The organism is Winogradskyella sp. (assembly GCF_003712105.1).
Lineage (GTDB): Bacteria > Bacteroidota > Bacteroidia > Flavobacteriales > Flavobacteriaceae > Winogradskyella.
The window spans coordinates 1-26,658 of record NZ_RHLG01000005.1 but is presented as its reverse complement, the minus strand read 5'-3'; the positions used below and the strand labels follow the sequence as shown (position 1 = coordinate 26,658).

Here is a 26,658-nt window from a genome sequence, read left to right as displayed (position 1 = left end):
TATTCTATTCAACAATAAACTTAGTGATGAATTGCGTGTTGTCTTCACCGTCAATTCTCAGAATATAAAACCCTGAATTTAATTGTACAGGTATTGATGTTCTGTTATTTAATACCGTCTTGGTGTTAAAAACGGTTTTACCAGAAAAGTCAATCACTTTTATTGATGCATCTTGAGGTGTGTTTGATGATAAAATTATTTCATCTCTGATTGGATTTCGTTCAACCTTAAAAGTAGTTTCATCAAAATCGTTGCTGCTAAATGTAGCATTTAGTATTTCATCTAAAACAAAAGTAACATTCCCAGAATTTAATTCAACATGGTCCTCATTTAGTATAGCGAGATATGTATTATCAAAAGGAGTATTGTTTGTAGTAGCTCTGGTTGATGCTATATCTATATCATGAAACCAATCTACATTATCAGCATTATTGCCTTCATCAGTAATCTCTAAGGCTAATGCACTCACGGTAGGAATAAAACTAAACTTATCAATAGTTAAAGCATCAAGAAAATCTCCAGCAATACCATCCATAGGTACATCTCCAGAAAGTCCTGATAAATCAAACAAACCACCAGGAGCGGCGTCTACACCGTCAAAATTTGTTGTACCAGAATTAGCAATAGATTCAATGGTAGTCAAAACTACTGTGGTAAAGAATCGACTCACTTGTTGAGCTGAACCTTTAACAGGTGTCATGTTTATATCAATATCTACATTAACAGTAAAAATCCCAACTTGTACAGGCAAAGTGGTATCTACAATAGTAAACCCAGGAGTTACATCTGTTATACCATCTTTTGCTTTATATGCTGTGCCTTCTCCACTACCATTAGTAATAGCTACTTTTCTAACGTTCGCCGGAAAATCTATAGAACTCGCATCACCATCAAGGCTGTTGATGTTGGTTTCAAACTGTGTTCTATATGGATGTGGAATAGGTAATGTGAGTGTATTGTCGAAAGTCACACCGTCATTAATAACCGTATCCAAATGTGGTTCGAAGTGATCAATTAATAATTGTCTTGCAGCTGGTGAGTTAAGTACATCGTCTATAATAGGTTGTACTTCAGCAGTTGGAGCTGTAGAGTTAAATGCTAAATAATTAAACTGATGTTGCAAGCCAATTGGAACATTTGCACCAAGATGAGGAGAATCAAAAGAAATCCAAAGTCTTGTGTCTGCATCGAACATATTATTTTCCATGTAATTAAGAGCATACCTAGATATTAAGCCGCCCATGCTTGGACCTATAATTACATTTTGTTCTGGATTATTAGCTGCTTTATCTGTATTTATTTGCTGAATTAATTCAACTAAAATTAATGCGTTACGCTCTATAAAATCTGCACCACCATCTACCATTAAGTTTGAATCAGTTGGATTAGTATATACAGGAAAATTCAATATAACAACATCGTAGCCCATAGCTCTAATGTCATCAGCTAAATTTGATGTGCCTGAACCATCATTAAAATTTAATAAATCATATATTCCAGGTACATAAGAACCACCCATATCTGTAAACCCATTAATTGGTCTACTATCGCCTGGATCAAAACCATCGATAAGAATAATAGGTTTGTCTAATATGTTGTCATTGCCTAAAAAGACTTCATATTCTCCTTGCCCAGCGAATTCAGTTGCACCTGCATATCCAGTTAAATCAGCCGTTAAGCTTGAAGTGATTGGAGTTACTTGAGAAAAGGCAAAAAATGAGGATAGTATAAGTAAGAGGAAGTAGTTTTTTTTCATATTTTGGAATTAATCAACATTAATAATGACCTAAAGATAATTAAAAACAAAAACCCTTAAAACAATATGCATCAAGGGTTTTTAAAATTTATTTGGCTAAAAATCTTATCCTAAAAATGGATACCTATAGTCTACTGGAGTCACAAAGGTTTCTTTAATTAATCTAGGAGATACCCAACGTAGTAAGTTTTGAGCACTACCAGCCTTATCATTTGTTCCTGATGCTCTTGCACCACCAAAAGGTTGTTGTCCTACAACTGCACCTGTTGGTTTATCATTAATATAGAAGTTACCTGCCGAATTTTGTAATGCTTTAGTAGCTTCTTCAACAGCATATCTATCTGTAGATAAAACAGCACCAGTTAATGCATATTCACTTGTTTCGTCAACTAGTTTTAATGTTTCAGAATAGGCATCATCTTCATAAACATAAATTGTAATTACTGGACCAAAAAGCTCTGTACACATTGTTGTGTATTTAGGGTCAGATGTTACAATTACTGTAGGCTCAATAAAGTAACCTTTAGATTTATCATAACCACCGCCAGCAATAATTTCAGCATTTGCATCAGATTTTGCAGCATCAATATATTTTGCAAGTTTATCAAATGAACCTTCATGAATCACAGCAGTAATAAAATTGCTCATATCTTCAGGTGAACCCATTTTAAAAGATGAGATATCATCTACTAAATACTTTTTTACATCACTCCAAATTCCTTTTGGGATGTAGGCTCTAGAAGCGGCACTACATTTTTGACCTTGAAATTCAAAAGCGCCTCTTGAAATTGCTGTTGCTACTTGTTTTGCATCTGCAGACTTGTGAGCAATTATAAAATCCTTACCGCCTGTTTCACCAACAATTCTTGGGTAGGTTTTATAGTTGTGGATGTTGTTACCAATTTGTTTCCATAATTCTTTAAAAACAAAGGTAGAGCCGGTAAAGTGTAATCCTGAAAAATCAGGACTAGATAATACAGTTTCAGTAATCAAAATTGGGTCTCCAAAAACAACGTTTATAACACCATCTGGTACACCAGCTTCTTTAAATACATCCATAATAACTTTAGCAGAATAAATCTGACTATCACTTGGTTTCCAAACTACAACATTACCCATTAAGGCCATACATGCAGGTAGGTTTCCAGAAATTGCAGTAAAATTAAATGGTGTAACTGCATAAGTAAATCCTTCTAATGGTCTATACTCAACTCTGTTCCATGCATCGCTATTACTTTCGGGTTGGTCCATGTAAATGTCTGTCATGAACTGAACATTAAAGCGTAAGAAATCTATAAACTCACATGCAGCATCAATTTCAGCTTGGTGGATAGTTTTAGACTGTGCAATCATTGTGGCAGCATTAATCTTAGCGCGGTATGGTCCCGCGATTAATTCTGCAGCTTTAAGGAAAATTCCAGCACGTTGTTCCCAAGGCATTTGAGACCAACTTTTACGTGCTTCAAGTGCTGTAGCTATTGCTTCTTCAACATGACTTTTTTCGGCAAGATGATATTCGCCAACAATGTGCTGATGGTCATGAGGTGGAGACATTGTTCGGGTATTTCCTGTTTTAATGTCTTTTCCGTTTATATATAATGGAACTTCAACCTTACTGTTAAACATAGATTTGTAAGCAGCAGCAACTGCCTCGCGTTCTGGAGAACCCGGAGCGTAAGATTTTACAGGTTCGTTCACTGCTATTGGGACATTAAAGAATCCGTTTGCCATGATAAATTAAGTTTTAAATAGTTTTAATTTTTTGAAAGCCCAAAGGTACAATTTTTAGCAGAGATTCTCTATATCAATTCGCAAGGCTCTAATATATTTTTGATATAATTTTTTGTAAGTTGTGCGCTTTAATACAGACATCATTAATTTAGAATTTTAGTGCTCGTATATGCAAGAAAATAATGCCTTTATCATTGCCATGGCTTACCCTGAAACAATTGTTTCGCATGCCGAAGAATGGTATTCTAAATTTTTAAGATTTGCTTTTATTGGTAATAAAAAGCATGTAAGAGCTGGCCATGCAGCGTTGGTCTTAATTGATAAAAAAACTGGTGTGCTCGAGTATCATGATTTTGGTAGATATATTACTTCTTCTCCTGATGGAAGAGTAAGAGGAAGAGAGACAGATTTTGAATTAAATTTTCCTATTAAGGCCGAAATTAAAGATGATACAATTACTAACCTTGCGGAGATACTTAAATTTTTGGCTACTAACCCAAAATTAACTCATGGTGATGGTGCACTATATGCTTCAGTATGTAATAAAATAAACTATAAATTGGCTCGTAATCATATTACAAATGAGCAAAACAAAGATTTTATACGATATGCTGCTTTTTTAAAGGAAGCTTGCAATTGCGCACGTTTTGTAACCGATACCTTAATAGCTTCTACTACCGATGACGATTTAAAACAAGCGCTGATAAAATCTAAGTGGTTTACACCAAGTACTATTGGAAATGTTGTCAACGCCGATACAGAAAATTTTGTTTACAAAGTTTCAGATAAAGGCGAAATAAGCGAATTTACATCTTCGGTAAGTAGTGAAAATAGACGCCTGTTTTTAGACGTTCTAAAAGGGTACAAACCAAGCTTGGTTGGTACATTAGTCCCAAAAGAGAATAATATAAAAGCCAATCATGCACAATGGCTTGGCGGTATTGCTGCTGGTGCTTGGTTCGAAATATATAGTTTGGAGATAGAAAATAAATACAGATTTCGTCGGATATCACCATATGGTAATATTGATTGTGATGGTGTTTATGAGGTAAATGATATAAACTTCGATATTAACCTAAAATACCAATTTGTACATTATTCAAACTGTAAGTTCTTTCATATTGAACAACACAAAAAAACCTTCCGATTTAATTATCTAGAAAATTTTGAAAATTAGTTAAGCGAAAAAGGAGCACTTAATTTAAAAGAAGGTATGTATACTTTAAACTTTTTAGAGTTAGAAAAGTTAATCATATTGTAATGCCCTTGCATACTACCAAAAGGGGAAGTTAATAAGCAACCAGAGTTGTACGTGTGCGATTCACCTGGTTGAAGAATAGGCTTCTGACCTATAACACCGTCGCCTCGAACAATTTCTATATTATTTAGTGCGTCTTTAATCTTCCAGTATCGAGAGTTGAGTTGAACAACATCTTTCCCTTGATTTTCGATGGTAATTTTATAAGTGAATGCAAAATTCATCTTATAATTTTTATAAAATGTACCTTCAAAATCAGTCTCAACAGAAATCTTAATTCCGCTTGTAACTTGTTGTACCATTGCTTTTTTGTTCATCACGAAGATAAGCTATTTTTCAGTTACATAAAATACCTAATGCTATGAGGCTATGTTTTTTAACATATTCTTTGCAACGTAGGTTTCTATGGTTTTAAAGAAATTGATAATATCTTCTTTTCTTAGTACAGTATTTATGGTTACCATACGTACAAACTCTTTGTCGTTAAATTTGCCAAAACCTACCATTAGTTTTGCATCTTCATAAAGTAATGTACAAAGTGCACTTGCAGGAATGTCTTTGTAATTAAAGCATACAGATATTGAATCTTCAAAACTGTGTAAACTGTAATCTGGATTACTTTTAATGTAATCTCTTGCAAATTGCGCAAGTTCGAATTGGTGCTCAACAATTTCTCTCAAACCATTTGTTCCGACAGATTTCCAGAGTGTCCAAAGCTTTAAGGCATCATTTCGTCTTCCACACTGAAGTGACGTTTTTCCTAGATTAAAATCATCACCTTCTGTTTGGTAAAGATACTCGGCATCATTAGAAAAAGAATTATGAAGATGTGCTTTGTTTTTTGTAATTATAATAGAGCAGCTTAAAGGTGTGCCAAGCATTTTATGTGCATTTACACTAAATGAGTCCGTGTGTTCTATGCCATTTACTAAATGCTTGTAATTATCGCTAAAAATTACACTTCCGCAATAAGCGCCATCTACATGAAGCCATAAATTATAAGTCTTACAAACTTGGCTGATAGCTAATACATCATCAAATGCACCAAGAACAGTTGTACCAGCAGTTGCATTTACAAAGAAAGGCTCATAACCATTGTTCAAGTCTTCTTTGATGGTTTGCTCAAGATGTTCTACATCCATTTCACCTTTATGATTGGTATTTATAAGCCTAACATTCTGCCTACCTATTCCAGATAATGCCGCATTTTTAGCTGTTGAATAGTGTGACGCATCTGAAGTGTAAAGCGTAACTTTTTGAGTGATACCTTGGGTTCTTATGCTAGGGAATTTAGAATCTCTAGCCATTAGCAATGCCATAAAGTTTGTCATTGAACCACCTGGTGCCATTGTGCCACCACTATTTTCTGGATAGCCTGATAATTGGCAAATCTGTTTTATAATTTCTTTTTCGACACCAACTTGAGGTCCTGCAACTTTATAGGTATACATGCTGTTGTTAAGCATTACGGATAATAAATCTCCTAATGCTGCTTTACCTAAACGACCACCAAATAATTGATTAAAAAAAGATCTTGAAGCTGTTTTTGGAGTAAACTCTATAATAGATTTAAGCGAAGCTTTTAAGTCACTATCAATAACGCCATCTTTATTTAAGGATAAATCTAATTTATGAAAAAGCTCATTTGTTGGTAATGGTTGGGCTACCGGATTATTTTTTTCTTCTTCAAACAGAAAATCACATAGGTCCGAAAATAATTGAAGGTCTTGGTGCATGTCAAATATATACTAAGTTACAGGTACTTTGTCTCAAAAGTAACTAATATACTTACAATATTTTTTAAGTGAAAAGAAAATTAATTTCTAATACGTTCAGAATTGGTTTCACCAAAGCCAATAAGCCTATCAAAACGTGCACCCAAGTCCCTATAGTAAATCAATACTTTATAGTTGTTTTCGGTTTGCCAAAAATTTCCGCTTATTGCACCCTCATCTAGATTTCCATCTAAATCTAATGTTACAAATTTATAGTTGTAAAACCCTTGCTTTAGCTTTAAGATGCATTCATATTGTCCAGCTTCTCTGTTATAGGTCATCCGAGTCATATCTTCTAAGGCAAAGTTGTTGAAGTTGCCATACACATAAACATCTCTATCTGTAAACTCTTGCTCTTGAAGACTAAAGTGTACTAAAGTATAGTCTGCTTGGGTGTCTAAATTGTCAACACCAATGGCATTAACTAGGAAGTTACCATTAACATCAGGATTCCAAGTATATGGCCTATCTCTTCTGCTTATTTGAGTAAATAAATAACTATGATATAAATCTTCTAAACCAATGTATCTAATTCCCAAACTGGCGGATCTAACATTCTTAGTTTCAAAATTCAAATATTCATTGCCTCCCCAAAATGATAATTCATTGTCGTATCTATAAATAAGTTCGTTACCAACGGTAAATTGAGGCTTAATGTTAGTTATAGCGGTTGCTAAATTATTGTTTTGTATTACTAATGTTTTTATAGTTTCTAAAGGATTATTTAGGTTTAAACTTCCAGAGTTTACTTTAATATTTACAATTTGCTTTTCGTTGATGGTCTCAAAATTTCGTGTTCGCCTAGCTTCCACACCTACACTTACAACGTCTTCTACAATCATAAACTTTCTGGAAAACATAACTTCATCATAATCGTCATAAACCGTAATCATATAATTCCCAGATTTTAATAGGCCACGAGTTTGTTGATTAGGAATTTGTATATCATAATGCGAGTACATCTGAAAAGTATTCAGAGAGTTTAAATAGTTTATGATGCGAACATCATCAACACCTCTAAGATATTCGCCTTTTACTAATTGGGAAGGTGTCCAATCGTAATTGAAGTAATCAATTCGATAATAAAAATCTTCTTCATTACCTGTTAGCGCATCAAATTCTAAACTAAAAGGTTCACCAAGTCGTAAAATGGGTAATTGAGCCTGGCTAGTACTACCTTTAAATGTTATTGTTTTTATGAAATCTGGAGGTAAAATCTCCTCAACTTGTGCAAAACTTACATTAGCAATTGCTATAAAGAATAGAGCGAAAAATAATTTTTTAAACATACTGTTAAATCGTTGTTACAAAGATAATCAAAATCCATGCCTATCACTTATTTAAAATGATTATAAATAATAAATGTTGCTGTTAATTAGAAAATTTATTTGCCCATTAATTCGTAAATTTGCACGGATTTTTAGATAACTAATCTCTAATAAATATGTCAAAAGACATTAGAATTAAAAAAGGTCTAGATATAAAACTTGTTGGTGAGGCTGAAAAAGCAATTGAAAATGCCATTATAAGCAACTCCTATTCAATTAGACCTGAAGATTTCCACAGTATTATCCCAAAACTTGTTGCAAAAGAAGGTACACGTGTTAAAGCAGGTGAAACACTGTTTTATAACAAAGATTTCGAAGCAATGAATTTTGTTTCTCCAGTTTCTGGTGAAGTTGTTGAAATACAGCGTGGACCAAGACGTCGCATTGATGCAATAAAAATTAATGCAGACAAAGAACAAGCACATTTAGACCACGGAAAGTTTGATTTATCTTCTGATGCTGAGAAAATTAAAGCGCACTTATTAGCTTCAGGATGTTGGGCATTTATAAAGCAACGTCCTTACGATGTTATTGCAAAGGCTGACAGTACGCCTAAGGCAATTTTCATCTCTGGTTATGCAAGCGCTCCTTTAGCAGCTGATTTAGATTATACTTTAACTGGTAAAGAAGCAGAGCTTCAAGCAGCAGTTACAGCATTATCTAAGCTTACGGCAGGTGGCGTTCATATCTCAGTTGGTAAGAATTCAGAGTCTCCATTAGCTAAATTAGATAATGTAACAATTCATAAAGTTTCTGGACCACACCCAGCAGGAAATGTCGGTACATTAATTAATAAAGTTGATCCAATTAATAAAGGTGAAGTTGCGTGGACAGTTAATGCACAAGATTTAGTAATTATTGGTGAGTTATTATTAACAGGGAAGTTTAATGCAGAACGTGTTGTAGCATTAGCAGGTTCTTCTGTTAAAAAACCTAGATATTTTAGAACTAAAATCGGTGCTGAGGTTGCAACTATGGTATACGATAATGGCGTAGATAAAGATGGTAATGACAGAATAATTTCTGGTAATGTGTTGAGCGGAAAGGAAGTAGCTCCTGATGGAAATCTTGACTATTACAGTAATGTGATTTCGGTTATTCCTGAAGGTGATGATTATGAATTTTTTGGTTGGAACAAACCGATTTTTAATAAAATATCTACAACCAGAGCATTGACATTTTCTTGGTTAAGCCCTAAGAAAAAGTACGATTTAAATACCAATACAAATGGTGAGCATCGTGCATTTGTTGTCACTGGTTCTTATGAAGAGGTTTTTCCATTAGACATTTATCCATTACAAATTTTAAAAGCTTGTATGTATAGAGATTTAGATGAAATGGAAGCTCTTGGAATGTATGAGGTAGCACCAGAAGATTTTGCACTTACAGAATTTGTTTGCGTATCAAAACAACCACATCAAAAGATTATAAGAGAAGGATTAGACTTAATGCTTAAAGAGATAGGATAATGGGTTTAAAACAGAATTTACATAACTTTAAAGTAAAGAATAAAGACAAGAAGTGGCTTCCAGGTTTTAATGCCCTTTTTACATTCTTATACACGCCAAATGAGACCACTCATAATGGTACTCATATTAAGGTAGCAGACGATTTAAAACGTACCATGAATACTGTAATAATGGCTTTAGTGCCATGTTTAGTATTTGGTATGTTCAATGCAGGTTACCAACATTACCTTGCGCAAGGTTTAATAGAAGAAGCTAATGGTTTTTTAGGTGCTTCATTCTGGACCTGGGACAATTTAGTTATAGGCCTATGGAAAGTATTGCCATTGGTAATAGTGTCTTATGGTGTTGGACTTGCAGTAGAATTTGTATTTGCAATAATCAAAGGTCATGAAGTTGAAGAAGGTTACTTGGTAACAGGTATGCTAGTGCCTTTAATTGTACCAGTAGATATACCGTTATGGATGCTTTCTGTAGCAGTAATATTCGGAGTAGTAATTGGTAAAGAAGTGTTTGGTGGGACAGGAATGAATATCTTAAATCCAGCACTAACCATTAGAGCTTTTCTATTCTTTGCATATCCAACATGGATGTCTGGTGATAAAGTTTGGGTTCATGGTGCTACTGAAGCTGCTGGTAGTCCAGATGCATATTCTGGGGAGACCATACTTGGCTACTATGCTAAATCTGGTCAAACACTAACTATTGAAGGTGGTAATGGTGCTGCTGATATGGTAACGACTTATGGAGAAAGAGCTTCAGAACTTTACTCTATTTGGGATATGTTCTGGGGAATAATTCCAGGCTCCGTTGGAGAAACTTCAAAATTCTTAATTATCATTGGTGCATTATTCTTAATCTTCACAAAAATAGGAAGCTGGAGAATCATGTTAAGTACGTTAATAGGTGCTTTAACAATGGGCTTAATTTTCAATGGTGTTGTTGATGCTGGTTGGATAGGCGAGTCTAGTAAGTTTTACGGACTAATGAGTGTACCTTTCTGGCAACATTTAATCATAGGAAGTATATTATTTGGAGCAGTGTATATGGCAACAGATCCAGTTACCGCTGCACAAACCAATAAAGGGAAATGGATTTACGGATTCTTGATTGGATTTATTTCAATTATGATTCGTGTGTTTAACCCTGCTTATCCAGAAGGTGTATTCTTAGCAATCTTATTGATGAATGTTTTTGCACCTACAATCGACCACTATGTGGTTCAAGGTAATGTTAAGAAAAGAATGAAACGTTTAAAAGCTAAAGTAGCGTAGTTATGGCAATAGATACAGAAAAAAATTCGTACACTGTCTTTTTTGCAGTTGCAATGGTTCTAATTGTGGGAACTCTACTTGCATTTGTAGCATCACAATCAAAACCATTAATTACAGAAAATGAAAGAATGGAAAAACAGCAGAACATTCTTTATGCCATGGGAGTTAATGGCAATGAAGGTTCTGGTGATATTACTTTTGTTTCTACTGATATAGTTTCTGATGAATTTTCAAAATACATCAAAAAGCAATTAGTTATTGAGAATGGTTCGACCAAAGAGGATAATGAAGCCTACTTAATAGATGTAAAAAAAGAACAAGCTAAAGCAAAAAATGGAGGTGTACGACGCCTACCACTTTTTGTTGGTGAAAAAGATGGCGAGACATTTTACATTGCACCAATACGAGGTAAAGGACTATGGGATGCTATTTGGGGTTATGTGGCTATGGATGATAATATGGTTGTTAAAGGTGCATTTTTTGACCATAAAGGAGAAACTCCAGGTCTTGGTGCTAACATAAAGCAACGTTACTTTATGGATGATTTTGATGGTGAAAAGCTGTTGAGCAGCGATGGTACATTTAAAGGTATTAAAGTCGCAAAAGGCAATAATGACCCAAAAAATGAAATCAAAGACGATCATGAAGTAGATGCATTAGCAGGAGCAACAATCACAGGAGATGGTGTTTCGGCAATGATTAAAAGCGATTTAAAATTGTATTTACCATTCTTTAAAACATTAAAATAATATGGGATTACTTTCAAAAAAGGATGCAAAATTAATAACTGATCCATTAGCGGATAACAACCCTATTACAATTCAAGTATTAGGAATTTGTTCTGCACTTGCAATTACGGCTGAGTTAAAAGCCTCTCTAGTAATGGGTATTGCTGTATTATTTGTATTAGGAGTTGGTAACGTAGTAATTTCTTTAATTAGAAACATTATACCATCAAAAATTAGAATTATTGTTCAATTGATTGTTGTAGCGTCTTTAGTAATTATAGTTGACCAAGTACTTAAAGCGTTTGCATACGAACTTAGTAAAACACTTTCTGTTTTCGTAGGGTTGATAATTACTAACTGCATTATCATGGGGCGTTTTGAAGCTTTTGCATTAGGTAATGGTCCATGGAAATCGTTTTTAGACGGTGTTGGTAATGCTTTAGGATATGCAGTAATATTAATCATTGTTGGATTCTTTAGAGAATTATTAGGTGCCGGAACTCTTTTTGGTGTTCCTGTACTAGGAGACCCAATTGAAAAAACCGGAGTTTATTCCATTGGTTACGAAAACAACGGATTCATGTTAATGCCGCCAATGGCATTAATAATAGTTGGATTAATTATTTGGGTACAACGTAGTAGAAATAAAGCATTAATAGAAGATTAGATACTTCTAAATAAAAAGCATAAAAATGATAGAGCATATAGAATTATTTTTCAAATCCATCTTTATAGATAATATGGTTTTTGCCGTATTCTTAGGGATGTGTTCTTACTTAGCGGTTTCTAAAAAAGTTTCAACAGCTGTGGGACTTGGTGCAGCTGTTATATTCGTATTAGCGATTACTGTGCCTTTAAACTGGCTTCTAGACCAATATTTATTACAACCTGGAGCTTTGTCTTGGTTAGGTCCAGAATATGCAGATTACGATTTAGGTTTCCTTTCATTCATCATGTTTATTGCAACGATTGCGACAATGGTGCAGCTAGTGGAAATTGTAGTTGAGAAATTCTCACCTTCATTATACAATTCTCTAGGTATATTTTTACCATTAATTGCAGTAAACTGTGCAATTTTAGGAGGTTCATTATTTATGCAATCTCGAGAAATCGAAACCTTTGGTTTAGCATTAAATTATGGAATTTCTTCTGGTATAGGTTGGTTTTTAGCAATCTTAGCTATTGCCGCTATCCGTGAAAAAATAAGATATAGTGCAGTTCCTGCTCCTTTACGTGGATTAGGAATTACATTTATTATTACTGGTTTGATGGGAATTGGATTCTTAAGTTTTGGTGGAATGTTAACTGGCGGTGATGAAGAAGCAGCTCCAAAGACTGAAGAAGTATTGAATATTGAAGAAGAACAAAATGAGAATGCTAAGAAATTAGCAGAAAATACTAAAACTATTAATTAATATGATTTTAGCAGCAGGAACAGCAGGAACAATTTTAGCTACTGTAGCAGCCTTTTTATTGATAACACTTGTTTTAGTTAGCTTATTGCTAGTTGTAAAACAAAAACTATCGCCTTCAGGACCAGTTAAGATTAAAATTAATGGTGAAAAAGAAATTGAGGTAGCTTCAGGAGGTACATTATTATCTACACTAGGTAATAACAAAGTCTTCTTACCATCTGCATGTGGTGGTGGTGGAACTTGTATTCAATGTGAATGTCATGTACTTTCTGGTGGTGGTGAAGCATTACCAACAGAAACACCTCACTTTTCAAGAAAAGAATTACAACACGGGGCACGTTTAGCATGTCAGGTTAAAGTAAAGCAAGACATGGAGATTACTATTCCTGAAGAAGTTTTTGGAATTAAAAAATGGGAAGCTGTTGTAGTCCGAAATTATAATGTAGCTTCTTTTATTAAGGAATTCGTTGTTGAAATACCTGAGGATATGAATTATAAAGCTGGTGGGTATATTCAAATTGAAATACCTCCATGCGAAATAAAATATTCGGATATAGATATTACTGCTCACCCAGAAGAACATGACACTGCTGATAAATTTCAGGCAGAATGGGATAAGTTTGGTCTATGGCCTTTAGTAATGAAAAACTCTGAAACTGTAGAGAGAGCTTACTCTATGGCGTCTTACCCAGCAGAAGGAAGAGAAATCATGCTTAATGTGCGTATTGCAACACCGCCATGGGATCGTTCTAAAAATTCGTGGATGGATGTAAATCCTGGTGTAGCATCTTCTTATATATTTGCTCAAAAACCTGGAGATAAGGTTACAATTTCTGGCCCTTATGGTGAATTCTTTATCAATGAATCTGAAAGTGAAATGCTTTACGTTGGTGGTGGTGCAGGTATGGCGCCGATGCGTTCACACTTATACCACTTATTTAGAACTATAAAAACTGGTCGTAAAGTAACATATTGGTATGGTGGACGATCAAAACGTGAGTTATTCTATATTGAGCACTTTAGAAAATTAGAAAAAGATTTCCCTAACTTTAAATTCTACATGGCTTTATCTGAGCCTTTAGAAGAAGATAATTGGAAAGTGAAATCAGATATTAATGATGAAGCTGGAGATGGTTTTGTTGGCTTTATTCATAACTGTGTAATTGATAATTACTTAAATCATCATGATGCACCTGAAGATATAGAATTATACTTCTGTGGTCCACCATTAATGAATCAAGCGGTACAGAAAATGGGTGAGGACTTTGGTATTCCAGATGAGCATATCAGATTTGATGATTTCGGAGGATAGAATCTATTATATCATAAAAAAAAAGCCTACTTGGAAACAAGTAGGCTTTTTTATTGAAATTTATATTGCAAGCTCGTATTTAGCTTTATCTTTTTCGTATTCAAATAATTTGGAGTAGTCCATAATATTTGCAATACCATCTATTCTGCATAGATGTGAAACCACAGCAGTTAAGCCTTTAAAAAGAATTTCTTTATCTGTGGTATTTTTTGGCTTTTCATTTTTATAATGGAGTGGAATGGCATAACCACAAGCTTTTAAAAAAATAGACTCAATAGTTAAAAGCTCAAGAGGTGTATAGCCATTAAATCGCCTTCCGATATTTTGATGAAATCTTCCTATATAATTAAGGTTTGTAGAACCATGATCGTCAGAGAAATATTTCCAGCTTTCGGTATTATCTAAGATATTTCCAACGGCACATTGTTTACAACATTCTGGGTTAAGCATGTTGTTATGAAATGCCTCATATAGTTTTTTTATTGCTGCTTCAAAGCGATGAGTAGTATTCATAATTTTCTTTTTCAAGAGAAAAGATACAAAAACTATATCTATCTAAAGATTGCTTTTAGTATCATTTTCCTTTTTCATTTTAATGTATCGCGCAACTAATCGTACTCCTAATCTTGCGAAAAGGATAATTGCAATAATCATTACAACATCAAATCCGTTCATTATTTATATTCTATAATTAAAAATGTAGCAGTACTATCACCAATGTTTAAGGCTTCATGCCAAGTTTTTTCAGGTTTGTTAAAACTATAACCAGAAGGTACGTTAACTTCACGAGTTCCTGTACTATCAGTAATTCTAAATTTACTACCAGTTAGAGTGTAGCCAAAGTGCGGTTCATGATAATGCAATTCATGCCCCACATTTGGTGGGAACGTACATTTAAGGACTCTTAAGTTTTCATTTTCCTCTAGGACTTCGCAAACTTTTTTGCCATTCCAACCTGCCTCTAATGGGTCGGGAAGAGATGATTCATTGTTACAACTTTTAACACTAAAAATTGCAAAAGCTATACACAGAACTAGCACGTACTTTTTTGGTTTCATTTTATTTTAGAAAATAAGCGGCATTACAAACTGAAATAGAAGGATGAGTAATACTACTGAAATAAGATTAAGAATAACACCAGCTTTGGCCATTTGATTTACCTTAATAAAACCGCTGGCAAATACAATTGCATTTGGTGGTGTAGCCATTGGCAGCATAAAAGCACAACTACTCGCTATTGTAACCGGAATTAATAAGTGTAGTATAGGAATCTCTAAACCAATAGCAATACCAGCTATAACAGGCGCTAAAACTGCTGTAAGAGCAACATTGCTCATTAATTCTGTCATAAATAGCATAAGAATTATAAGCAAGGATGCTGTAACGAGTATACTAATATTTGCATTAGATATGGATGTTGCGATAATATCTACTATACCACTTGCCGACATTCCCTTTGCTAAAGCAAGTCCACCTCCAAAGAGAATCAAAATACCCCAAGCTAACTTAGAAGTATCTTTCCACTCTATTACGAAATCTCCTTTTTTTAAACTGTGAGGAACTGCAAATAGTGCAATTGCACCAAATACGCTAATCATTGTATCGGATAAACCTAAATTAGGAAGTATAGAATTAATGACACTTCGCAATATCCATAATAAAACAATTACAGAAAATACGATGAGCACGTGCTTTTCTTTTGAACTTAATGGTCCTAATTTTTTTAATTCCTTGGATATAATTAAAGCAGATGTCCCAAATACCAGACCTTTGCATGGAAACAGAAGTTTTACTAACACCAGATAGATTATAGTAATTAATAGAGCGGATAACGGTAACCCAAAAGACATCCATTTTACAAATGATATTTCAATATTATATTCATTTTCTAGAAGACCAATTAGTACTGAGTTTGGTGGCGTTCCAATTACTGTAGCGATACCACCTGCGTTTGCCGAAAACGCTATTCCGAGCATTACACTTAGCGCAAAATTTTTATCTGCTTTGGTAAAACCATCGTCGTCATTAACCAATAGATTTATAACTGACAAGGCAATAGGTAGCATAACAACTGTACTAGCTGTATTACTAATCCACATACTCATAAAGGCTGTTGCAATCATAAAACCCAATATAACTTGATTAGGTGATGTTCCAGTAAGCTTTATAATAGTCAAAGCTATACGTTTGTGGAGGTTTACCTTTTCTAAAGCAAGTGCTAAGACAAAACCACCAAAAAACAAAAAAACTATTGGACTTCCGTAATTACTTCCAACATCTGCCATTGGCATAATTTTAAATAATGGGAAAAGCAGCAATGGCAATAATGCTGTTACAGAAATTGAAACAGCTTCAGTAATCCACCAAATTACCATCCAAACAGCTGTTGCAATTACGGTATCTGCTGTTTGAGAAATGAGCTCTATTGATGAAAAATGAATGAATAAAAAAAGTAATGGGCCAACAATAAGGCCTAAGCGTTTAGAATATGGGTAACGACTCATGTTCTAAAAATAGAAATTTAATACGAAACTTAAGACTTTCTGCGTTATTCATTCTAATGAAAAAAATGATAATCTTTATAATAGCTGTCTCAACAATAGTAATTGTTGCACTGCAGTTTAAGCCAATAAGGCAAACAACATTGGCTATTGTGACTTCACCAAGTTACATCAATAAAAATGGCAATACCATAATTGATAGAGTAAAAACTCCTGAAGGATATAAAAGAGTTGCTTACGATTCTGTTTCGTTTCAAAATTATATTAGAAACCAAAAGTTACAAAAATACGGCGCTAAGGTTATAAATTATGACGGAACACCTTATTTCTATCAACTTGGTCATGTAGGTGTGCTTGATATTGATGTTCCAAATAATGGGCTACAACAATGTGCAGATGCGCTTATCCGTTTAAGAAGTGAATACCTTTGGAGTACCAACGAGAAAGGTGAAATTGGGTTTCAATTTACTAGTGGTCACTACTGCTCATGGAAGAAATATGCAGAAGGCTATCGCCCAAAAATTAATGGAAACAAAGTGACGTTTCACAAAACTGCCAGAGTAGATAATTCAAAAACCAATTTTTATAAATACCTTAATTTAATTTACACCTATTCTGGTACCATGTCGTTAAATAATGAGTTGAATGAAGTCAATTCAATTAATGATTTAAAGATTGGAGATATGCTTGTTGTTGGTGGTTTTCCAGGCCATATAGTTATGATAGCAGATATTGTGCAAAATAACCAAGGAGAGCGTCTATTTTTATTATTACAAGGCAATACACCTGCGCAAAGTATTCATCTTTTAAGAAACTTAGACGATACTACTATTTCGCCATGGTATAAACTTCAATTAAATTCGGAAATATCTGTCCCAGGTTTTACCTTTACAAAATCAAAGTTTGTAAGGTTTAAATAGATAATCACTTCTCTGGAAAAAAAATGAGCAAAGCACTCTCAAAACAAGAGTTACATAATTTAGCGATGAACCATGTAGGCAAGGATTTGGAATCTCGTGGTTTCGAATTTGTGGCTATCAATAGCAAACTCAAGAAGCATCCTCAATTTGTCTGTATTGATAAAAACGGTGATTGGTTTTTTGTAATTGTAAGGGCTGTTTTATTGCCAGACAATCCCAATAATTACGATATAGTTTGGATGGAAACCTTTAAGCAGCATGCCTTTGAAAAAAATGCTAAGGTGTTGTATGCTGGAGTAGGTTTGGGCAATCCAAATGGTGAGGATTTACCAATTTATCTGAATGAAGACTATTTAATTGAATATAACGGCATCCAAGTCATTGATGCTAATCTTAATTAAACAACTATGAGAAAATTTTTAGTACTTCTAGTCTTAGTTTTTACTATAGGCTCTTGTAAAGAAGACAAACCAGAAAATATAAAATACAGTGGGCCAGTTTTTGGAACGGGATTTAATATTCAATACTATTCTGAAACAAATACCAATTACCAAAAACAAATTGATAGCTTATTTACAGTAATTAATAATTCATTATCTACGTATATTCCGGATTCAGATATCTCAAAATGGAATAGAAACGAACCTGTTGAGGTCGATGAACATTTCACTAAAGTATTTAATGCGTCAAAGAAAATATTTAAAGAGTCTAAAGGTGTTTTTGACCCAACTATTGGCAATGTTGTAAATGCATGGAATTTTGGACCGGACGAAAATAAGTTTTTAACAGATAGTGCTACAATAGCTGAACTAATGAAAGATGTTGGCTTTGATAGAGTATTTAAAACGACGAAGAAATTTATTAGACCAGATAATGCGTACTTAGATTTTAATGCAATTGCTAAAGGTTATGGCATAGATGTTATTGCAGATTTTTTAGAGTCTAAAGGTGTTAGAAATTATTTAGTTGATATTGGTGGAGACTTAAGAGCTTCTGGGATAAATAAGGAAAAAGAAAACGGTTGGCGTGTTGGAATTGAAGATCCAAATTTTGATGAATCACAATCGTACTCTAAAGCCATTACAATAGGAAATAAAGGTATGGCAACGTCTGGTACCTATAGAAAATTTAAAATAGATGAAAACGGGGTTAGATACGCCCATATTATTGATACTAAAACCGGATATCCAACAAAAACAAACGTGTTAAGCGTTTCGGTAATTGCGCCAAATGCTATGCTAGCCGATGGTTATGCAACTACATTTCAGGCTATGGGTGTTGAAAAAACAGAGAAGTTTTTAGAGCATCACCCAGAGCTTAAAGTTTATTTTATTTATTTGGACGACTCAGGAGGATTTAAATCAAAAGGGTTAAATAATTTCCCTCAGTAATTACTTAAATACTACAGGAATAATTTCGCCTTTGGCGAGGCAATATTTAGCCATATCTTCTGATGAAAAATTGGATGTGTAATCAACTTCTTTTACCTTAAAACCTATCGAACGAAGTTTGTCAAAATAATCACGGCCATATACACGCACATGGTCGTATTGACCAAAGATTTTTGCGCGTTCTTTTTTATCGGTAATAGAATTATCTTCAAAAGTAGTCTCTCTTTCTAAGTCTTGAGGAATTTGAAAAACACCCCAACCATTGGGTTTCATTACACGATACAATTCCTGCATGGCTTTAGTATCATCAGGTATATGTTCTAAGACATGATTGCAGAGAATAATGTCATAGCTATTATCTTCAAATGGTAAGTCGCAGATATCAGCTTTAACATCAGCAATCGGAGATAATAAATCAGTAGTAGTATAGTCTATATGCTTTAATTTTCTAAACCGCTTTAAGAAACATTGTTCTGGTGCAAAATGAAGTACTTTTAGCTTTGAATCAGAATCTATTTCAGAATTAAAAAAGCGTGTTTCTTTTTTAAGGTAAAGCCAAAGTAATCGATGCCTCTCTAGAGATAATGTTGAAGGTGATAATACATTATTGCGTTGATTTCCGTACCCATAAGACAAAAAACTTCTGAAGCTTTTACCATCTATAGGGTCTAAAAATGTATTTCCTTTTAATAAAACAGCTAAAATTGGCCTAGCAATATAACTTAACCTAATTAATAAAGGTCTTGGAATAGTGTTTAATATTAGTTTAAAAAGACGTTTCATTAAAGCACTAAAGCTTTTTGTCTAAACTCATCTTCTTCAGTACTTACTATACCTAAAGCTTCATAAATATATGCAAATGTAGACAGTAACTCTGGTTTGCCATCTACGATAGCCACATCATGCTCAAAATGCGCACTAGGTTTATTGTCTTGAGTAGTAATTGTCCATCCATCTCGATGCTGCTTAATACGATGAGTGCCCATGTTTATCATTGGCTCTATTGCCACAACCATACCTTCAATAAATTTTTTTCCACGACCACGTCTACCATAGTTAGGCATTTCTGGATCTTCATGCATTTTTCGTCCAAGACCATGACCAACCAATTCTCGTACAACACCGTATCCATGAGCTTCGCAATATTTTTGAATTGCAAAACCTACATCTCCAACACGATTTCCTAATTTAAATTCTCTAATACCAACATACAGAGATTCTTTTGTGACTTGGAGTAATTTTTCCATTTCAGCATCAATTTCACCTACGGCAAATGTATAAGCGTGATCACCGTAAAACTCATTCTTTATAGCACCGCAATCAATAGAAATAATATCGCCTTCCTGTAATGGTGTATCATTAGGGATACCATGCACGACTTGACTATTTGGACTCATGCACAGCGTGTTAGGAAAATCGTAAAGTCCTAAAAAGCCTGGAATAGCACCATGGTCACGGATACATTCTTCAGCTATTTTGTCTAACTCTAATGACGTAACGCCTGGCTTAACAGCTTTCGCGATTTCACCTAAAGTTTTAGAAACCACTAGTGCAGCTTCTCGCATTAATTCTATTTCTTCTCTTGTTTTTACAACAATCATTTTATGAGGTATTGGAGCGCAAAGATACTAAAATAACAGTGTTCTTTTTTTGATAATAAGAAGGTTAACTATTTTTTGAAAAAAGAGAAAAACCCCTTTTTTTTAGATTCAGATTCTAAGTTTGGAGTCTCATTTGTTAAGAGTTGGTACACTTTTCCCCAACCTATAAATCCACCAATATTTCTATCGTCTATAAAATAATCCGCATGTATTTTAGGGCTTCTTTCCTGGTTGAATTGTTCTTCAGGAAAACTCTTGTTGATGGCATAAAATTCTATGCCATTGTTTTTACAGAATTCAATGGCTTCTTGTAGTTTTTTGCCATTGCGATACGTCCATAAAATTAGTCTATGTCCATCTTCTTGCAAGCGTTTTAAAGTCTCAAAAGCAAATAGTTTAGGTTTGCCAATGTTAGGGTAAGTATCTTCAACAATGGTACCATCAAAATCAATTGCTATTATGAGTTTCTCTTTAAAAGCCATAAATTAAACTAATGCATACTGTGTCATGGATTTAGGTTGTTCTACACCAATTAATTTTAAAATTGTTGGTGCGATATCGCCTAAAATTCCATCTTTAATGTTTTCTAAGTCTTTATCTATTAAAATTATCGGAACTGGATTTGTTGTATGTGCTGTATGTGGAGAACCATCTGGGTTAACCATGGTTTCACAATTGCCATGATCAGCAATTAATAGGGTTGTATAGTTGTTTTCTAAGGCTGTAGAAATGACATCAGCAACACATTTGTCAACAGCTTCACAAGCTTTAATTGCAGCTTCCATAACTCCAGTATGCCCAACCATATCACCGTTTGCAAAGTTTAAGCAGACAAAATCAACATCCCCTTTTTTAAGTTCAGGAACCAATGCATCTCTAAGCTCATAAGCACTCATTTCAGGTTTCAAATCATAGGTAGCAACTTTTGGCGAGTTTCTTAATATTCTGGATTCGCCTTCAAAAGGTTCTTCTCGTCCTCCTGAAAAGAAAAAGGTAACATGTGGATATTTTTCAGTTTCAGCAATCCGAATTTGTGTTTTGTTATGTTTTTCAAGAACCTCGCCAAGTGTTTCTGTTAAATTTTCTTTATTGAAAACTACAGATATATTTTTAAAACTTTCATCATAATTAGTCATAGTTACATAATGTAAATTGAGCTTATGCATTCCATATTCATGAAAATCGTTTTGTGAGAGCGCATCTGTAAGTTGACGTCCGCGATCTGTTCTGAAATTAAAAAAGATTACGACATCATCATCTTTTAGCAATCCTATTGGATTATTTTCAGAATCAACACAAACAATGGGTTTAATAAACTCATCGGTAACATCATCTTCATAACTAGATTCTATAGAGTTTAAAACATGTGAAGATTGCTCTCCAACACCATTTACAATGGCATCGTATGCTATTTTTACACGTTCCCAACGCTTGTCTCTATCCATAGCATAGTAGCGGCCAGTAACAGTTGCAAGTTTAGCATTTGATTCATTCAATTTCTCTTGTAATTCTGAAATAAAACCATATCCAGATTTTGGATCTACATCTCTACCATCTGTAAATGCATGGACATAAACATTGTCAAGTGCGTGTACCATAGTGGCATCCAATAGCCCAAATAAATGATTAATATGCGAGTGAACACCACCATCACTAACTAAACCCAATAAATGAATAGCCTTGTTATTAGCCTTTGCATATTTAAATGCTTCGACCAATGCCGCTTCGTTTTTTAATGTATCATTTTTAACAGCGAGGTTAATTTTAACTAAATCCTGATACACAATACGACCGGCGCCAAGATTCATATGGCCAACTTCACTATTTCCCATTTGTCCTTCAGGAAGTCCAACATGCAGCCCATCAGTGCGTAAAGTGGCATGTGGATATAAATTGTACAACGAATCTATAAATGGGGTTTGGGCATTGTCGATAGCAGAAACTTTTGGGTCTGGAGACATTCCCCAGCCATCCAAAATCATTAAAATGACTTTTTTGTTCATGGTTATTTTAAGTTGAATTTCAAAGATAACATATAGAGTAGTATATCAAATTTGAAGACACAAAAAATATCATATTATTTATGTTTTACCTTTTTGAGCGCATATCATTTTCTTAATCTCATTAATTATGAATGCCTTAACATATATGTTTCCTAATCGTTAAAGAACTGTTATTTATGTTTTTATGATGTAACAGATTTAAAAGATAGTCGTCTTTTAGGTGTAAAATAATTCATTCAATCAAAAAACTTTAATCATGAAAAAAACAGTAACAGTTTTAGCCTTGGCATTAGGCTTATCAGTTGTAAACGTAAATGCTACAAATTTAGAAACTACTCCAGATACAATTGAAGTTGTAAGTAACGAAACCAAAGTAAGCCCAATATGTGTTGCTGCTGCAAAAGGCGATTTAGTAATGCTAAAGCAGTTAATTAAAAATGGAGTAGATGTCAATCAGAAATCAAATGGCATGTTGCCAATTCATTATGCTGCAAAATTTAATAGAGTAGAAGCTATAAAAGTTTTAATCACAGCAGGTTCTGAAATTCACGAAACATGCGATAAGGGCTTTACAGCATTAAGACACGCTGAAAAAACTAATGCAGTAGATGCAGCAGATTTTTTAAAGCGTTTTAAAAGAAGAAATGCCTAAGTAAACATAGGCAGTTATTTGAGTTAGTTAGTGAGAAAAGCATCCTTTTTTAGGATGCTTTTCTGTATTTATTAATGGCCTCTTTAATTTTTTCAATTCTGTTTTCTGGGTCAGGATGCGTACTTTGAAACTCAGGGACTCTGTTAGGTCCAGCAGCTGATTTTAAAATCTCCATAACGCCAATCATTTCCTCTGGATTGTAACCTGCTTCAATCATAAAATGAACGCCTAACTCGTCACTTTCTAATTCATCGCCGCGGCCATTTTTTAAAAGCTGTCCTTGGCCATATTGCTGAGCTACTCCACCTAAGTCTATTGCTGAACCACCCATGGCAATAACTTTCCAGAAATTAGCACTAGTAATACGTTCATTGGAGTGTTTTCCGAGGACATGCCCAATTTCATGACCAAGTACACCGGCTAATTGATCTTCATTTTGCAATTTGGCGAATAACGCATAAGTAATAAAAATTTGTCCGCCAGGCAGGGCAAATGCATTTATGGTCCGTTCATCTGCCAACAAATGAAACTCGTATTTGTATGGTGTGTTTTTTGCGATACTATTATTAACTAACTTATTACCCACGTTGTCTACCAGTGCTTGGTATCTATTATCTGGATGCAATCCACCGTGCTGACGAGCCATGCTTGGTGCACTTTGTAAGCCTATAGCAATTTCTTGTTCTGGCGATAAGGATATTGCTTGTTTTTTTCCTGTATAAGGATTTATCTCTTCTTGGCTGCATTTTCTAATAAACGCAAAAGCCACAACAGCTAAGCCAATAAATAATCTTACTTTAAAGTTACCTCTTCTCATTGATTATCGATTTAGTATTTCAAAATACAAAAAGTTACATAAAGAAATTAGTAATTAATATAAATCCAGCCAGTTGTGGTTCTATTTGGACTCTTAATTTGAAGTGTATAAAAATAAGTTCCTACTGGTAATTTTTCTCCTTGTCTAATACTTCTATTTGAGTTAGATATGCCGTCCCAATCATTTTGATAATTAGTAGTCTCAAAAACAATATTACCCCAGCGATTGTATATTTTTAGTTCATTTTGAAAAGACTCAATTCCTCTAATTACAAAAGTATCATTTGCGCCATCATTATTTGGGGAAAAGCTAAAGACCTCTAACTCGTCAATAGTGACTAAAGATCCTAAAGTCAGGATCTCATAATCCGAAGGATTAAAAACAAACGAACTTATAGTTCCTGTATTAAGGGTACCAGTAAAGTTTGAGTTTCCTAAATCTTTCCATTCTTGATCTTGAATATGCCATCCAACAATTCTTAGACTTAAAAGATTGGTTACGAGTTGATCTATTTCACTTTCGTTATCCCAAGTTAATGTAACAACAGAATTATTTGGTCCGTCAAAATCCCAAAATTCAAGCGTACTTACTCTATTTACTACGGATTCCACTCTGCTCGTGTCAAATATTGAAGTAAATACCGAAGGAAAATTAGGATCTTCATTAAAATATGCTGCTTTAACAACTGTGTTAGGAGTAGTATTGGTAGTAATCAAGGGTCTTATTTTATTATCATCACCAATTGGAAAACTGAATATTCTATTGCCATTAAAACTCACATAACCATCAGTTTTCTTTGCAGCTTCTTGTAATATGAAAAAAGCATTTTCTAAAAAATCTAAAGAAATAGTAGGCGTATTTCGAGGTGTAACAATATCACCATTTAAATAGGCCAAGCTATTACTAACTTCAGTATTTATGTCGAGAAAAAGATTGTCAATGACATCTACTTCCATATCATAAAAACGAGGAATTTCTCTACCAGAAATCGATAATGGAGCAGTGGTGTTATAAAATCCGGTTGTGCCTAGATTTTCATTAAAAATGCCATTATTAATCAAATCAATATGAAAACCAACTTCTCCTTCAGCATGTATTTGTATGTTGCCAGAATTTTGAAAAGCCTGTTGACCTAAACCTACTAAAGATGATAAAAGAGAAAATAAAATAATCCTTTTTTTCATAATGATTTTATTTATAGGCAGTAAAGAACACCAGGACATTATCTGATAAATTTGTGACATTTAGGGTAAATCCATCACTGTCAAATGATGTAAGCTCCGCTAAAGTTCTACCTATAGCATCACCATTTTGGTTACTATACCTTAATCCAATACATAATAAATTTGATGAGAATCTAGAGATATCATTAATTGAATTTCCACTACCTCCAACATAAATTACACCTTGTATTGGTCTTGGGCCTCCATCATCTCTTGCAAAACCATTCATAGTACCATATGCATTGGCGATACCACTGTTATTATTTCCAACTTGATTGTCATTATCCAAACCAAAATTTTCAACATTAGCATGTGCAACAAAGGTTATTTGTGATGGTCTAAATGGTAATCCATTTATAACTTCACTACCTGTGTTATTTATTATAAATGAACCGACATAAACAGTTGGTCCTAAATAAGCTCCGCCATTCGCTCCAACCTCTATTTGATTATTTGTTTCGGCACCAACAACTTGAGCAGTAGCCGTATTGCTTTCTTCATTGGTATATGTGATAGTTCCAGTTGTAGTATTTTGAGTCAAAGTTGTAGTTATGTTAGTCGCTGGATCTCCTTGCGGTCCTTGTGCTCCAGTATCACCTTGCGGTCCTTGCGGACCAATATCACCTTGCGGTCCTTGAGGCCCAACATCGCCTTGAGGACCTTGTGCTCCAATATCACCTTGCGGTCCTTGAGGCCCAACATCACCTTGTGGCCCTTGTGGTCCAGTATCACCTTGTGGCCCTTGTGGCCCAACATCGCCTTGAGGACCTTGTGCTCCAGTATCACCTTGCGGTCCTTGAGGCCCAACATCGCCTTGAGGACCTTGTGCTCCTGTATCACCTTGAGGACCTTGTGCTCCAGTATCACCTTGTGGCCCTTGAGCTCCGGTATCACCTTGCGGTCCTTGCGGACCAGTATCACCTTGCGGTCCTTGCGGACCAATATCACCTTGCGGTCCTTGAGGCCCAACATCGCCTTGTGGTCCTTGTGCTCCAGTATCACCTTGCGGCCCTTGAGGACCAACATCTCCTTGAGGCCCTTGCGGCCCAACGTCACCTTGCGGTCCTTGAGGCCCAACATCGCCTTGAGGACCTTGTGCTCCAGTATCACCTTGTGGCCCTTGCGGGCCAGTGTCACCTTGCGGCCCTTGAGGACCAACATCTCCTTGTGGCCCTTGCGGGCCAGTGTCACCTTGCGGTCCTTGAGCTCCGGTATCACCTTGCGGTCCTTGCGGACCAGTATCACCTTGAGGTCCTTGTGGCCCAACATCACCTTGAGGTCCTTGTGGCCCAACATCACCTTGCGGACCTTGAGCTCCGGCATCACCTTGCGGTCCTTGCGGACCAGTATCACCTTGAGGTCCTTGTGCTCCGGTATCACCTTGTGGCCCTGTATCACCTTGTGGTCCTTGTGGTCCAAAATCTCCTTGCGGTCCTTGTGGCCCAACGTCACCTTGTGGTCCTTGAGGCCCAACATCGCCTTGTGGTCCTTGTGCTCCAGTATCACC

25 protein-coding genes and 1 pseudogene are annotated in these 26,658 nt (G+C 34.9%); 11 read left to right on the top strand and 15 right to left on the bottom strand.

Features of this window, described 5'->3' with window-relative positions; translation table 11 throughout:
• Window positions 1-4 precede the first annotated feature (4 nt).
• Both ED556_RS11490 and pruA read right to left on the bottom strand, forming a co-directional pair.
• Window positions 5-1,756 (bottom strand): T9SS type A sorting domain-containing protein, encoded by a 1,752-nt coding sequence (locus ED556_RS11490; RefSeq protein WP_296323823.1) that lies wholly within the window; start codon window positions 1,754-1,756, stop codon window positions 5-7.
• 105 nt (window positions 1,757-1,861) lie between these two features.
• Window positions 1,862-3,487 (bottom strand): L-glutamate gamma-semialdehyde dehydrogenase, encoded by a 1,626-nt coding sequence (gene pruA, locus ED556_RS11485; protein WP_296323821.1) that lies wholly within the window; start codon window positions 3,485-3,487, stop codon window positions 1,862-1,864.
• Between the two features lie 169 nt (window positions 3,488-3,656).
• Here pruA and ED556_RS11480 point away from each other — a divergent pair, with 169 nt between their 5' ends.
• Window positions 3,657-4,664 carry a DUF6695 family protein gene (locus ED556_RS11480; RefSeq protein WP_296323820.1) on the top strand — a complete coding sequence of 336 codons (1,008 nt, stop codon included), beginning with the start codon at window positions 3,657-3,659 and terminating at the stop codon, window positions 4,662-4,664.
• Here the strand turns inward: ED556_RS11480 and apaG are convergent.
• The 3 genes from apaG to ED556_RS11465 all read right to left on the bottom strand — a co-directional run bounded on the left by apaG (window position 4,661) and on the right by ED556_RS11465 (window position 7,809).
• Window positions 4,661-5,047 carry a Co2+/Mg2+ efflux protein ApaG gene (gene apaG / locus ED556_RS11475; protein ID WP_296324542.1) on the bottom strand — a complete coding sequence of 129 codons (387 nt, stop codon included), beginning with the start codon at window positions 5,045-5,047 and terminating at the stop codon, window positions 4,661-4,663. The genes ED556_RS11480 and apaG overlap by 4 nt on opposite strands.
• A 57-nt stretch (window positions 5,048-5,104) precedes the next feature.
• Entirely contained in the window at window positions 5,105-6,481 is a 1,377-nt protein-coding gene (locus tag ED556_RS11470; protein WP_296323819.1) for an aminotransferase class V-fold PLP-dependent enzyme, read from the bottom strand.
• Between the two features lie 80 nt (window positions 6,482-6,561).
• Complete coding sequence (locus ED556_RS11465; RefSeq protein WP_296323816.1) at window positions 6,562-7,809, bottom strand: type IX secretion system plug protein domain-containing protein; 1,248 nt, start codon at window positions 7,807-7,809, stop codon at window positions 6,562-6,564.
• 155 nt (window positions 7,810-7,964) lie between these two features.
• Between ED556_RS11465 and ED556_RS11460 the strand changes: the two genes are divergently transcribed.
• Genes ED556_RS11460 through nqrF form a run of 6 tightly spaced genes read left to right on the top strand, consistent with a single transcriptional unit; the run spans window position 7,965 to window position 14,043 of the window.
• Window positions 7,965-9,317 (top strand): Na(+)-translocating NADH-quinone reductase subunit A, encoded by a 1,353-nt coding sequence (locus ED556_RS11460; RefSeq protein ID WP_296323814.1) that lies wholly within the window; start codon window positions 7,965-7,967, stop codon window positions 9,315-9,317.
• On the top strand, window positions 9,317-10,588 hold the full coding sequence (locus ED556_RS11455; RefSeq protein WP_296323811.1) for an NADH:ubiquinone reductase (Na(+)-transporting) subunit B: 1,272 nt from the start codon (window positions 9,317-9,319) through the stop codon (window positions 10,586-10,588). Before ED556_RS11460 ends, ED556_RS11455 begins: the two co-directional genes overlap by 1 nt.
• A gap of 2 nt (window positions 10,589-10,590) precedes the next feature.
• Window positions 10,591-11,337, top strand: coding sequence for a Na(+)-translocating NADH-quinone reductase subunit C (locus ED556_RS11450; protein WP_296323808.1), 747 nt, complete (start codon window positions 10,591-10,593; stop codon window positions 11,335-11,337).
• 1 nt (window position 11,338) lies between these two features.
• Window positions 11,339-11,983, top strand: a complete 645-nt coding sequence (locus ED556_RS11445) for an NADH:ubiquinone reductase (Na(+)-transporting) subunit D (protein WP_296323806.1) — start codon at window positions 11,339-11,341, stop codon at window positions 11,981-11,983.
• Window positions 11,984-12,008: 25 nt separating this feature from the next.
• Complete coding sequence (gene nqrE, locus ED556_RS11440; RefSeq protein ID WP_296323803.1) at window positions 12,009-12,731, top strand: NADH:ubiquinone reductase (Na(+)-transporting) subunit E; 723 nt, start codon at window positions 12,009-12,011, stop codon at window positions 12,729-12,731.
• Between the two features lies 1 nt (window position 12,732).
• Window positions 12,733-14,043: an NADH:ubiquinone reductase (Na(+)-transporting) subunit F gene (gene nqrF, locus ED556_RS11435; RefSeq protein ID WP_296323800.1), complete on the top strand. Its 1,311-nt coding sequence runs from the start codon at window positions 12,733-12,735 to the stop codon at window positions 14,041-14,043.
• Between the two features lie 60 nt (window positions 14,044-14,103).
• On the opposite strand, the gene ED556_RS11430 is transcribed toward nqrF, so the two are convergent.
• The 3 genes from ED556_RS11430 to ED556_RS11420 all read right to left on the bottom strand — a co-directional run bounded on the left by ED556_RS11430 (window position 14,104) and on the right by ED556_RS11420 (window position 16,547).
• Complete coding sequence (locus ED556_RS11430) at window positions 14,104-14,556, bottom strand: Na(+)-translocating NADH-quinone reductase subunit F (RefSeq protein ID WP_296323797.1); 453 nt, start codon at window positions 14,554-14,556, stop codon at window positions 14,104-14,106.
• Between the two features lie 161 nt (window positions 14,557-14,717).
• The gene (locus tag ED556_RS11425; RefSeq protein WP_296323795.1) at window positions 14,718-15,101 is read right to left on the bottom strand and encodes a cupin domain-containing protein; all 384 of its coding nucleotides are present in this window, start codon (window positions 15,099-15,101) and stop codon (window positions 14,718-14,720) included.
• 6 nt (window positions 15,102-15,107) lie between these two features.
• The gene (locus ED556_RS11420; RefSeq protein ID WP_296323794.1) at window positions 15,108-16,547 is read right to left on the bottom strand and encodes a DASS family sodium-coupled anion symporter; all 1,440 of its coding nucleotides are present in this window, start codon (window positions 16,545-16,547) and stop codon (window positions 15,108-15,110) included.
• A 65-nt stretch (window positions 16,548-16,612) separates the two neighbouring features.
• Here ED556_RS11420 and ED556_RS11415 point away from each other — a divergent pair, with 65 nt between their 5' ends.
• From ED556_RS11415 to ED556_RS11405, 3 genes are read left to right on the top strand one after another with little or no spacing between them, the layout of a single operon-like run.
• Entirely contained in the window at window positions 16,613-17,464 is an 852-nt protein-coding gene (locus ED556_RS11415; protein ID WP_296323792.1) for a DUF4846 domain-containing protein, read from the top strand.
• Between the two features lie 23 nt (window positions 17,465-17,487).
• Complete coding sequence (locus ED556_RS11410) at window positions 17,488-17,865, top strand: Na(+)-translocating NADH-quinone reductase subunit F (RefSeq protein ID WP_296323790.1); 378 nt, start codon at window positions 17,488-17,490, stop codon at window positions 17,863-17,865.
• Window positions 17,866-17,871: 6 nt separating this feature from the next.
• A complete protein-coding gene (locus ED556_RS11405; protein ID WP_296323789.1) occupies window positions 17,872-18,855 on the top strand; it encodes an FAD:protein FMN transferase in 984 nt (327 codons plus the stop codon).
• On the opposite strand, the gene ED556_RS11400 is transcribed toward ED556_RS11405, so the two are convergent.
• From ED556_RS11400 to gpmI, 4 genes are all read right to left on the bottom strand, one after another.
• The gene (locus ED556_RS11400) at window positions 18,856-19,638 is read right to left on the bottom strand and encodes a class I SAM-dependent methyltransferase (RefSeq protein WP_296323788.1); all 783 of its coding nucleotides are present in this window, start codon (window positions 19,636-19,638) and stop codon (window positions 18,856-18,858) included. It abuts the gene before it with no gap.
• A complete protein-coding gene (map, locus tag ED556_RS11395) occupies window positions 19,638-20,456 on the bottom strand; it encodes a type I methionyl aminopeptidase (RefSeq protein WP_296323784.1) in 819 nt (272 codons plus the stop codon). The genes ED556_RS11400 and map overlap by 1 nt, the downstream gene beginning before the upstream one ends.
• A 68-nt stretch (window positions 20,457-20,524) precedes the next feature.
• Window positions 20,525-20,938 (bottom strand): BT0820 family HAD-type phosphatase, encoded by a 414-nt coding sequence (locus tag ED556_RS11390; protein WP_296323780.1) that lies wholly within the window; start codon window positions 20,936-20,938, stop codon window positions 20,525-20,527.
• A gap of 3 nt (window positions 20,939-20,941) precedes the next feature.
• Window positions 20,942-22,459, bottom strand: coding sequence for a 2,3-bisphosphoglycerate-independent phosphoglycerate mutase (gene gpmI / locus ED556_RS11385; RefSeq protein WP_296323778.1), 1,518 nt, complete (start codon window positions 22,457-22,459; stop codon window positions 20,942-20,944).
• A gap of 256 nt (window positions 22,460-22,715) precedes the next feature.
• Here gpmI and ED556_RS11380 point away from each other — a divergent pair, with 256 nt between their 5' ends.
• Window positions 22,716-23,111: an ankyrin repeat domain-containing protein gene (locus ED556_RS11380; RefSeq protein WP_296323776.1), complete on the top strand. Its 396-nt coding sequence runs from the start codon at window positions 22,716-22,718 to the stop codon at window positions 23,109-23,111.
• Window positions 23,112-23,160: 49 nt separating this feature from the next.
• Here ED556_RS11380 and ED556_RS11375 read toward each other — a convergent pair whose 3' ends face one another.
• The 3 genes and pseudogenes from ED556_RS11375 to ED556_RS11365 form a co-directional block, all read right to left on the bottom strand.
• Window positions 23,161-23,928: a M48 family metalloprotease gene (locus ED556_RS11375; RefSeq protein ID WP_296323773.1), complete on the bottom strand. Its 768-nt coding sequence runs from the start codon at window positions 23,926-23,928 to the stop codon at window positions 23,161-23,163.
• A 47-nt stretch (window positions 23,929-23,975) separates the two neighbouring features.
• Window positions 23,976-25,112, bottom strand: coding sequence for a gliding motility-associated C-terminal domain-containing protein (locus ED556_RS11370; RefSeq protein WP_296323768.1), 1,137 nt, complete (start codon window positions 25,110-25,112; stop codon window positions 23,976-23,978).
• A gap of 7 nt (window positions 25,113-25,119) precedes the next feature.
• Window positions 25,120-26,658: pseudogene (locus ED556_RS11365) on the bottom strand (hypothetical protein); the annotation flags it as partial.

Coding starts and splice junctions, on each gene's coding strand:
- ED556_RS11480 (WP_296323820.1), top strand. CDS start 3,657: ATGCAAGAAAATAATGCCTTTATCATTGCCATGGCTTACCCTGAAACA.
- ED556_RS11455 (WP_296323811.1), top strand. CDS start 9,317: ATGGGTTTAAAACAGAATTTACATAACTTTAAAGTAAAGAATAAAGAC.
- ED556_RS11430 (WP_296323797.1), bottom strand. CDS start 14,556: ATGAATACTACTCATCGCTTTGAAGCAGCAATAAAAAAACTATATGAG.
- ED556_RS11465 (WP_296323816.1), bottom strand. CDS start 7,809: ATGTTTAAAAAATTATTTTTCGCTCTATTCTTTATAGCAATTGCTAAT.
- ED556_RS11450 (WP_296323808.1), top strand. CDS start 10,591: ATGGCAATAGATACAGAAAAAAATTCGTACACTGTCTTTTTTGCAGTT.
- pruA (WP_296323821.1), bottom strand. CDS start 3,487: ATGGCAAACGGATTCTTTAATGTCCCAATAGCAGTGAACGAACCTGTA.
- ED556_RS11490 (WP_296323823.1), bottom strand. CDS start 1,756: ATGAAAAAAAACTACTTCCTCTTACTTATACTATCCTCATTTTTTGCC.
- ED556_RS11390 (WP_296323780.1), bottom strand. CDS start 20,938: ATGGCTTTTAAAGAGAAACTCATAATAGCAATTGATTTTGATGGTACC.
- gpmI (WP_296323778.1), bottom strand. CDS start 22,459: ATGAACAAAAAAGTCATTTTAATGATTTTGGATGGCTGGGGAATGTCT.
- nqrF (WP_296323800.1), top strand. CDS start 12,733: ATGATTTTAGCAGCAGGAACAGCAGGAACAATTTTAGCTACTGTAGCA.
- ED556_RS11380 (WP_296323776.1), top strand. CDS start 22,716: ATGAAAAAAACAGTAACAGTTTTAGCCTTGGCATTAGGCTTATCAGTT.
- ED556_RS11405 (WP_296323789.1), top strand. CDS start 17,872: ATGAGAAAATTTTTAGTACTTCTAGTCTTAGTTTTTACTATAGGCTCT.
- ED556_RS11415 (WP_296323792.1), top strand. CDS start 16,613: ATGATAATCTTTATAATAGCTGTCTCAACAATAGTAATTGTTGCACTG.
- apaG (WP_296324542.1), bottom strand. CDS start 5,047: ATGGTACAACAAGTTACAAGCGGAATTAAGATTTCTGTTGAGACTGAT.
- ED556_RS11425 (WP_296323795.1), bottom strand. CDS start 15,101: ATGAAACCAAAAAAGTACGTGCTAGTTCTGTGTATAGCTTTTGCAATT.
- ED556_RS11445 (WP_296323806.1), top strand. CDS start 11,339: ATGGGATTACTTTCAAAAAAGGATGCAAAATTAATAACTGATCCATTA.
- ED556_RS11410 (WP_296323790.1), top strand. CDS start 17,488: ATGAGCAAAGCACTCTCAAAACAAGAGTTACATAATTTAGCGATGAAC.
- ED556_RS11420 (WP_296323794.1), bottom strand. CDS start 16,547: ATGAGTCGTTACCCATATTCTAAACGCTTAGGCCTTATTGTTGGCCCA.
- map (WP_296323784.1), bottom strand. CDS start 20,456: ATGATTGTTGTAAAAACAAGAGAAGAAATAGAATTAATGCGAGAAGCT.
- nqrE (WP_296323803.1), top strand. CDS start 12,009: ATGATAGAGCATATAGAATTATTTTTCAAATCCATCTTTATAGATAAT.
- ED556_RS11460 (WP_296323814.1), top strand. CDS start 7,965: ATGTCAAAAGACATTAGAATTAAAAAAGGTCTAGATATAAAACTTGTT.
- ED556_RS11400 (WP_296323788.1), bottom strand. CDS start 19,638: ATGAAACGTCTTTTTAAACTAATATTAAACACTATTCCAAGACCTTTA.
- ED556_RS11370 (WP_296323768.1), bottom strand. CDS start 25,112: ATGAAAAAAAGGATTATTTTATTTTCTCTTTTATCATCTTTAGTAGGT.
- ED556_RS11470 (WP_296323819.1), bottom strand. CDS start 6,481: ATGCACCAAGACCTTCAATTATTTTCGGACCTATGTGATTTTCTGTTT.
- ED556_RS11375 (WP_296323773.1), bottom strand. CDS start 23,928: ATGAGAAGAGGTAACTTTAAAGTAAGATTATTTATTGGCTTAGCTGTT.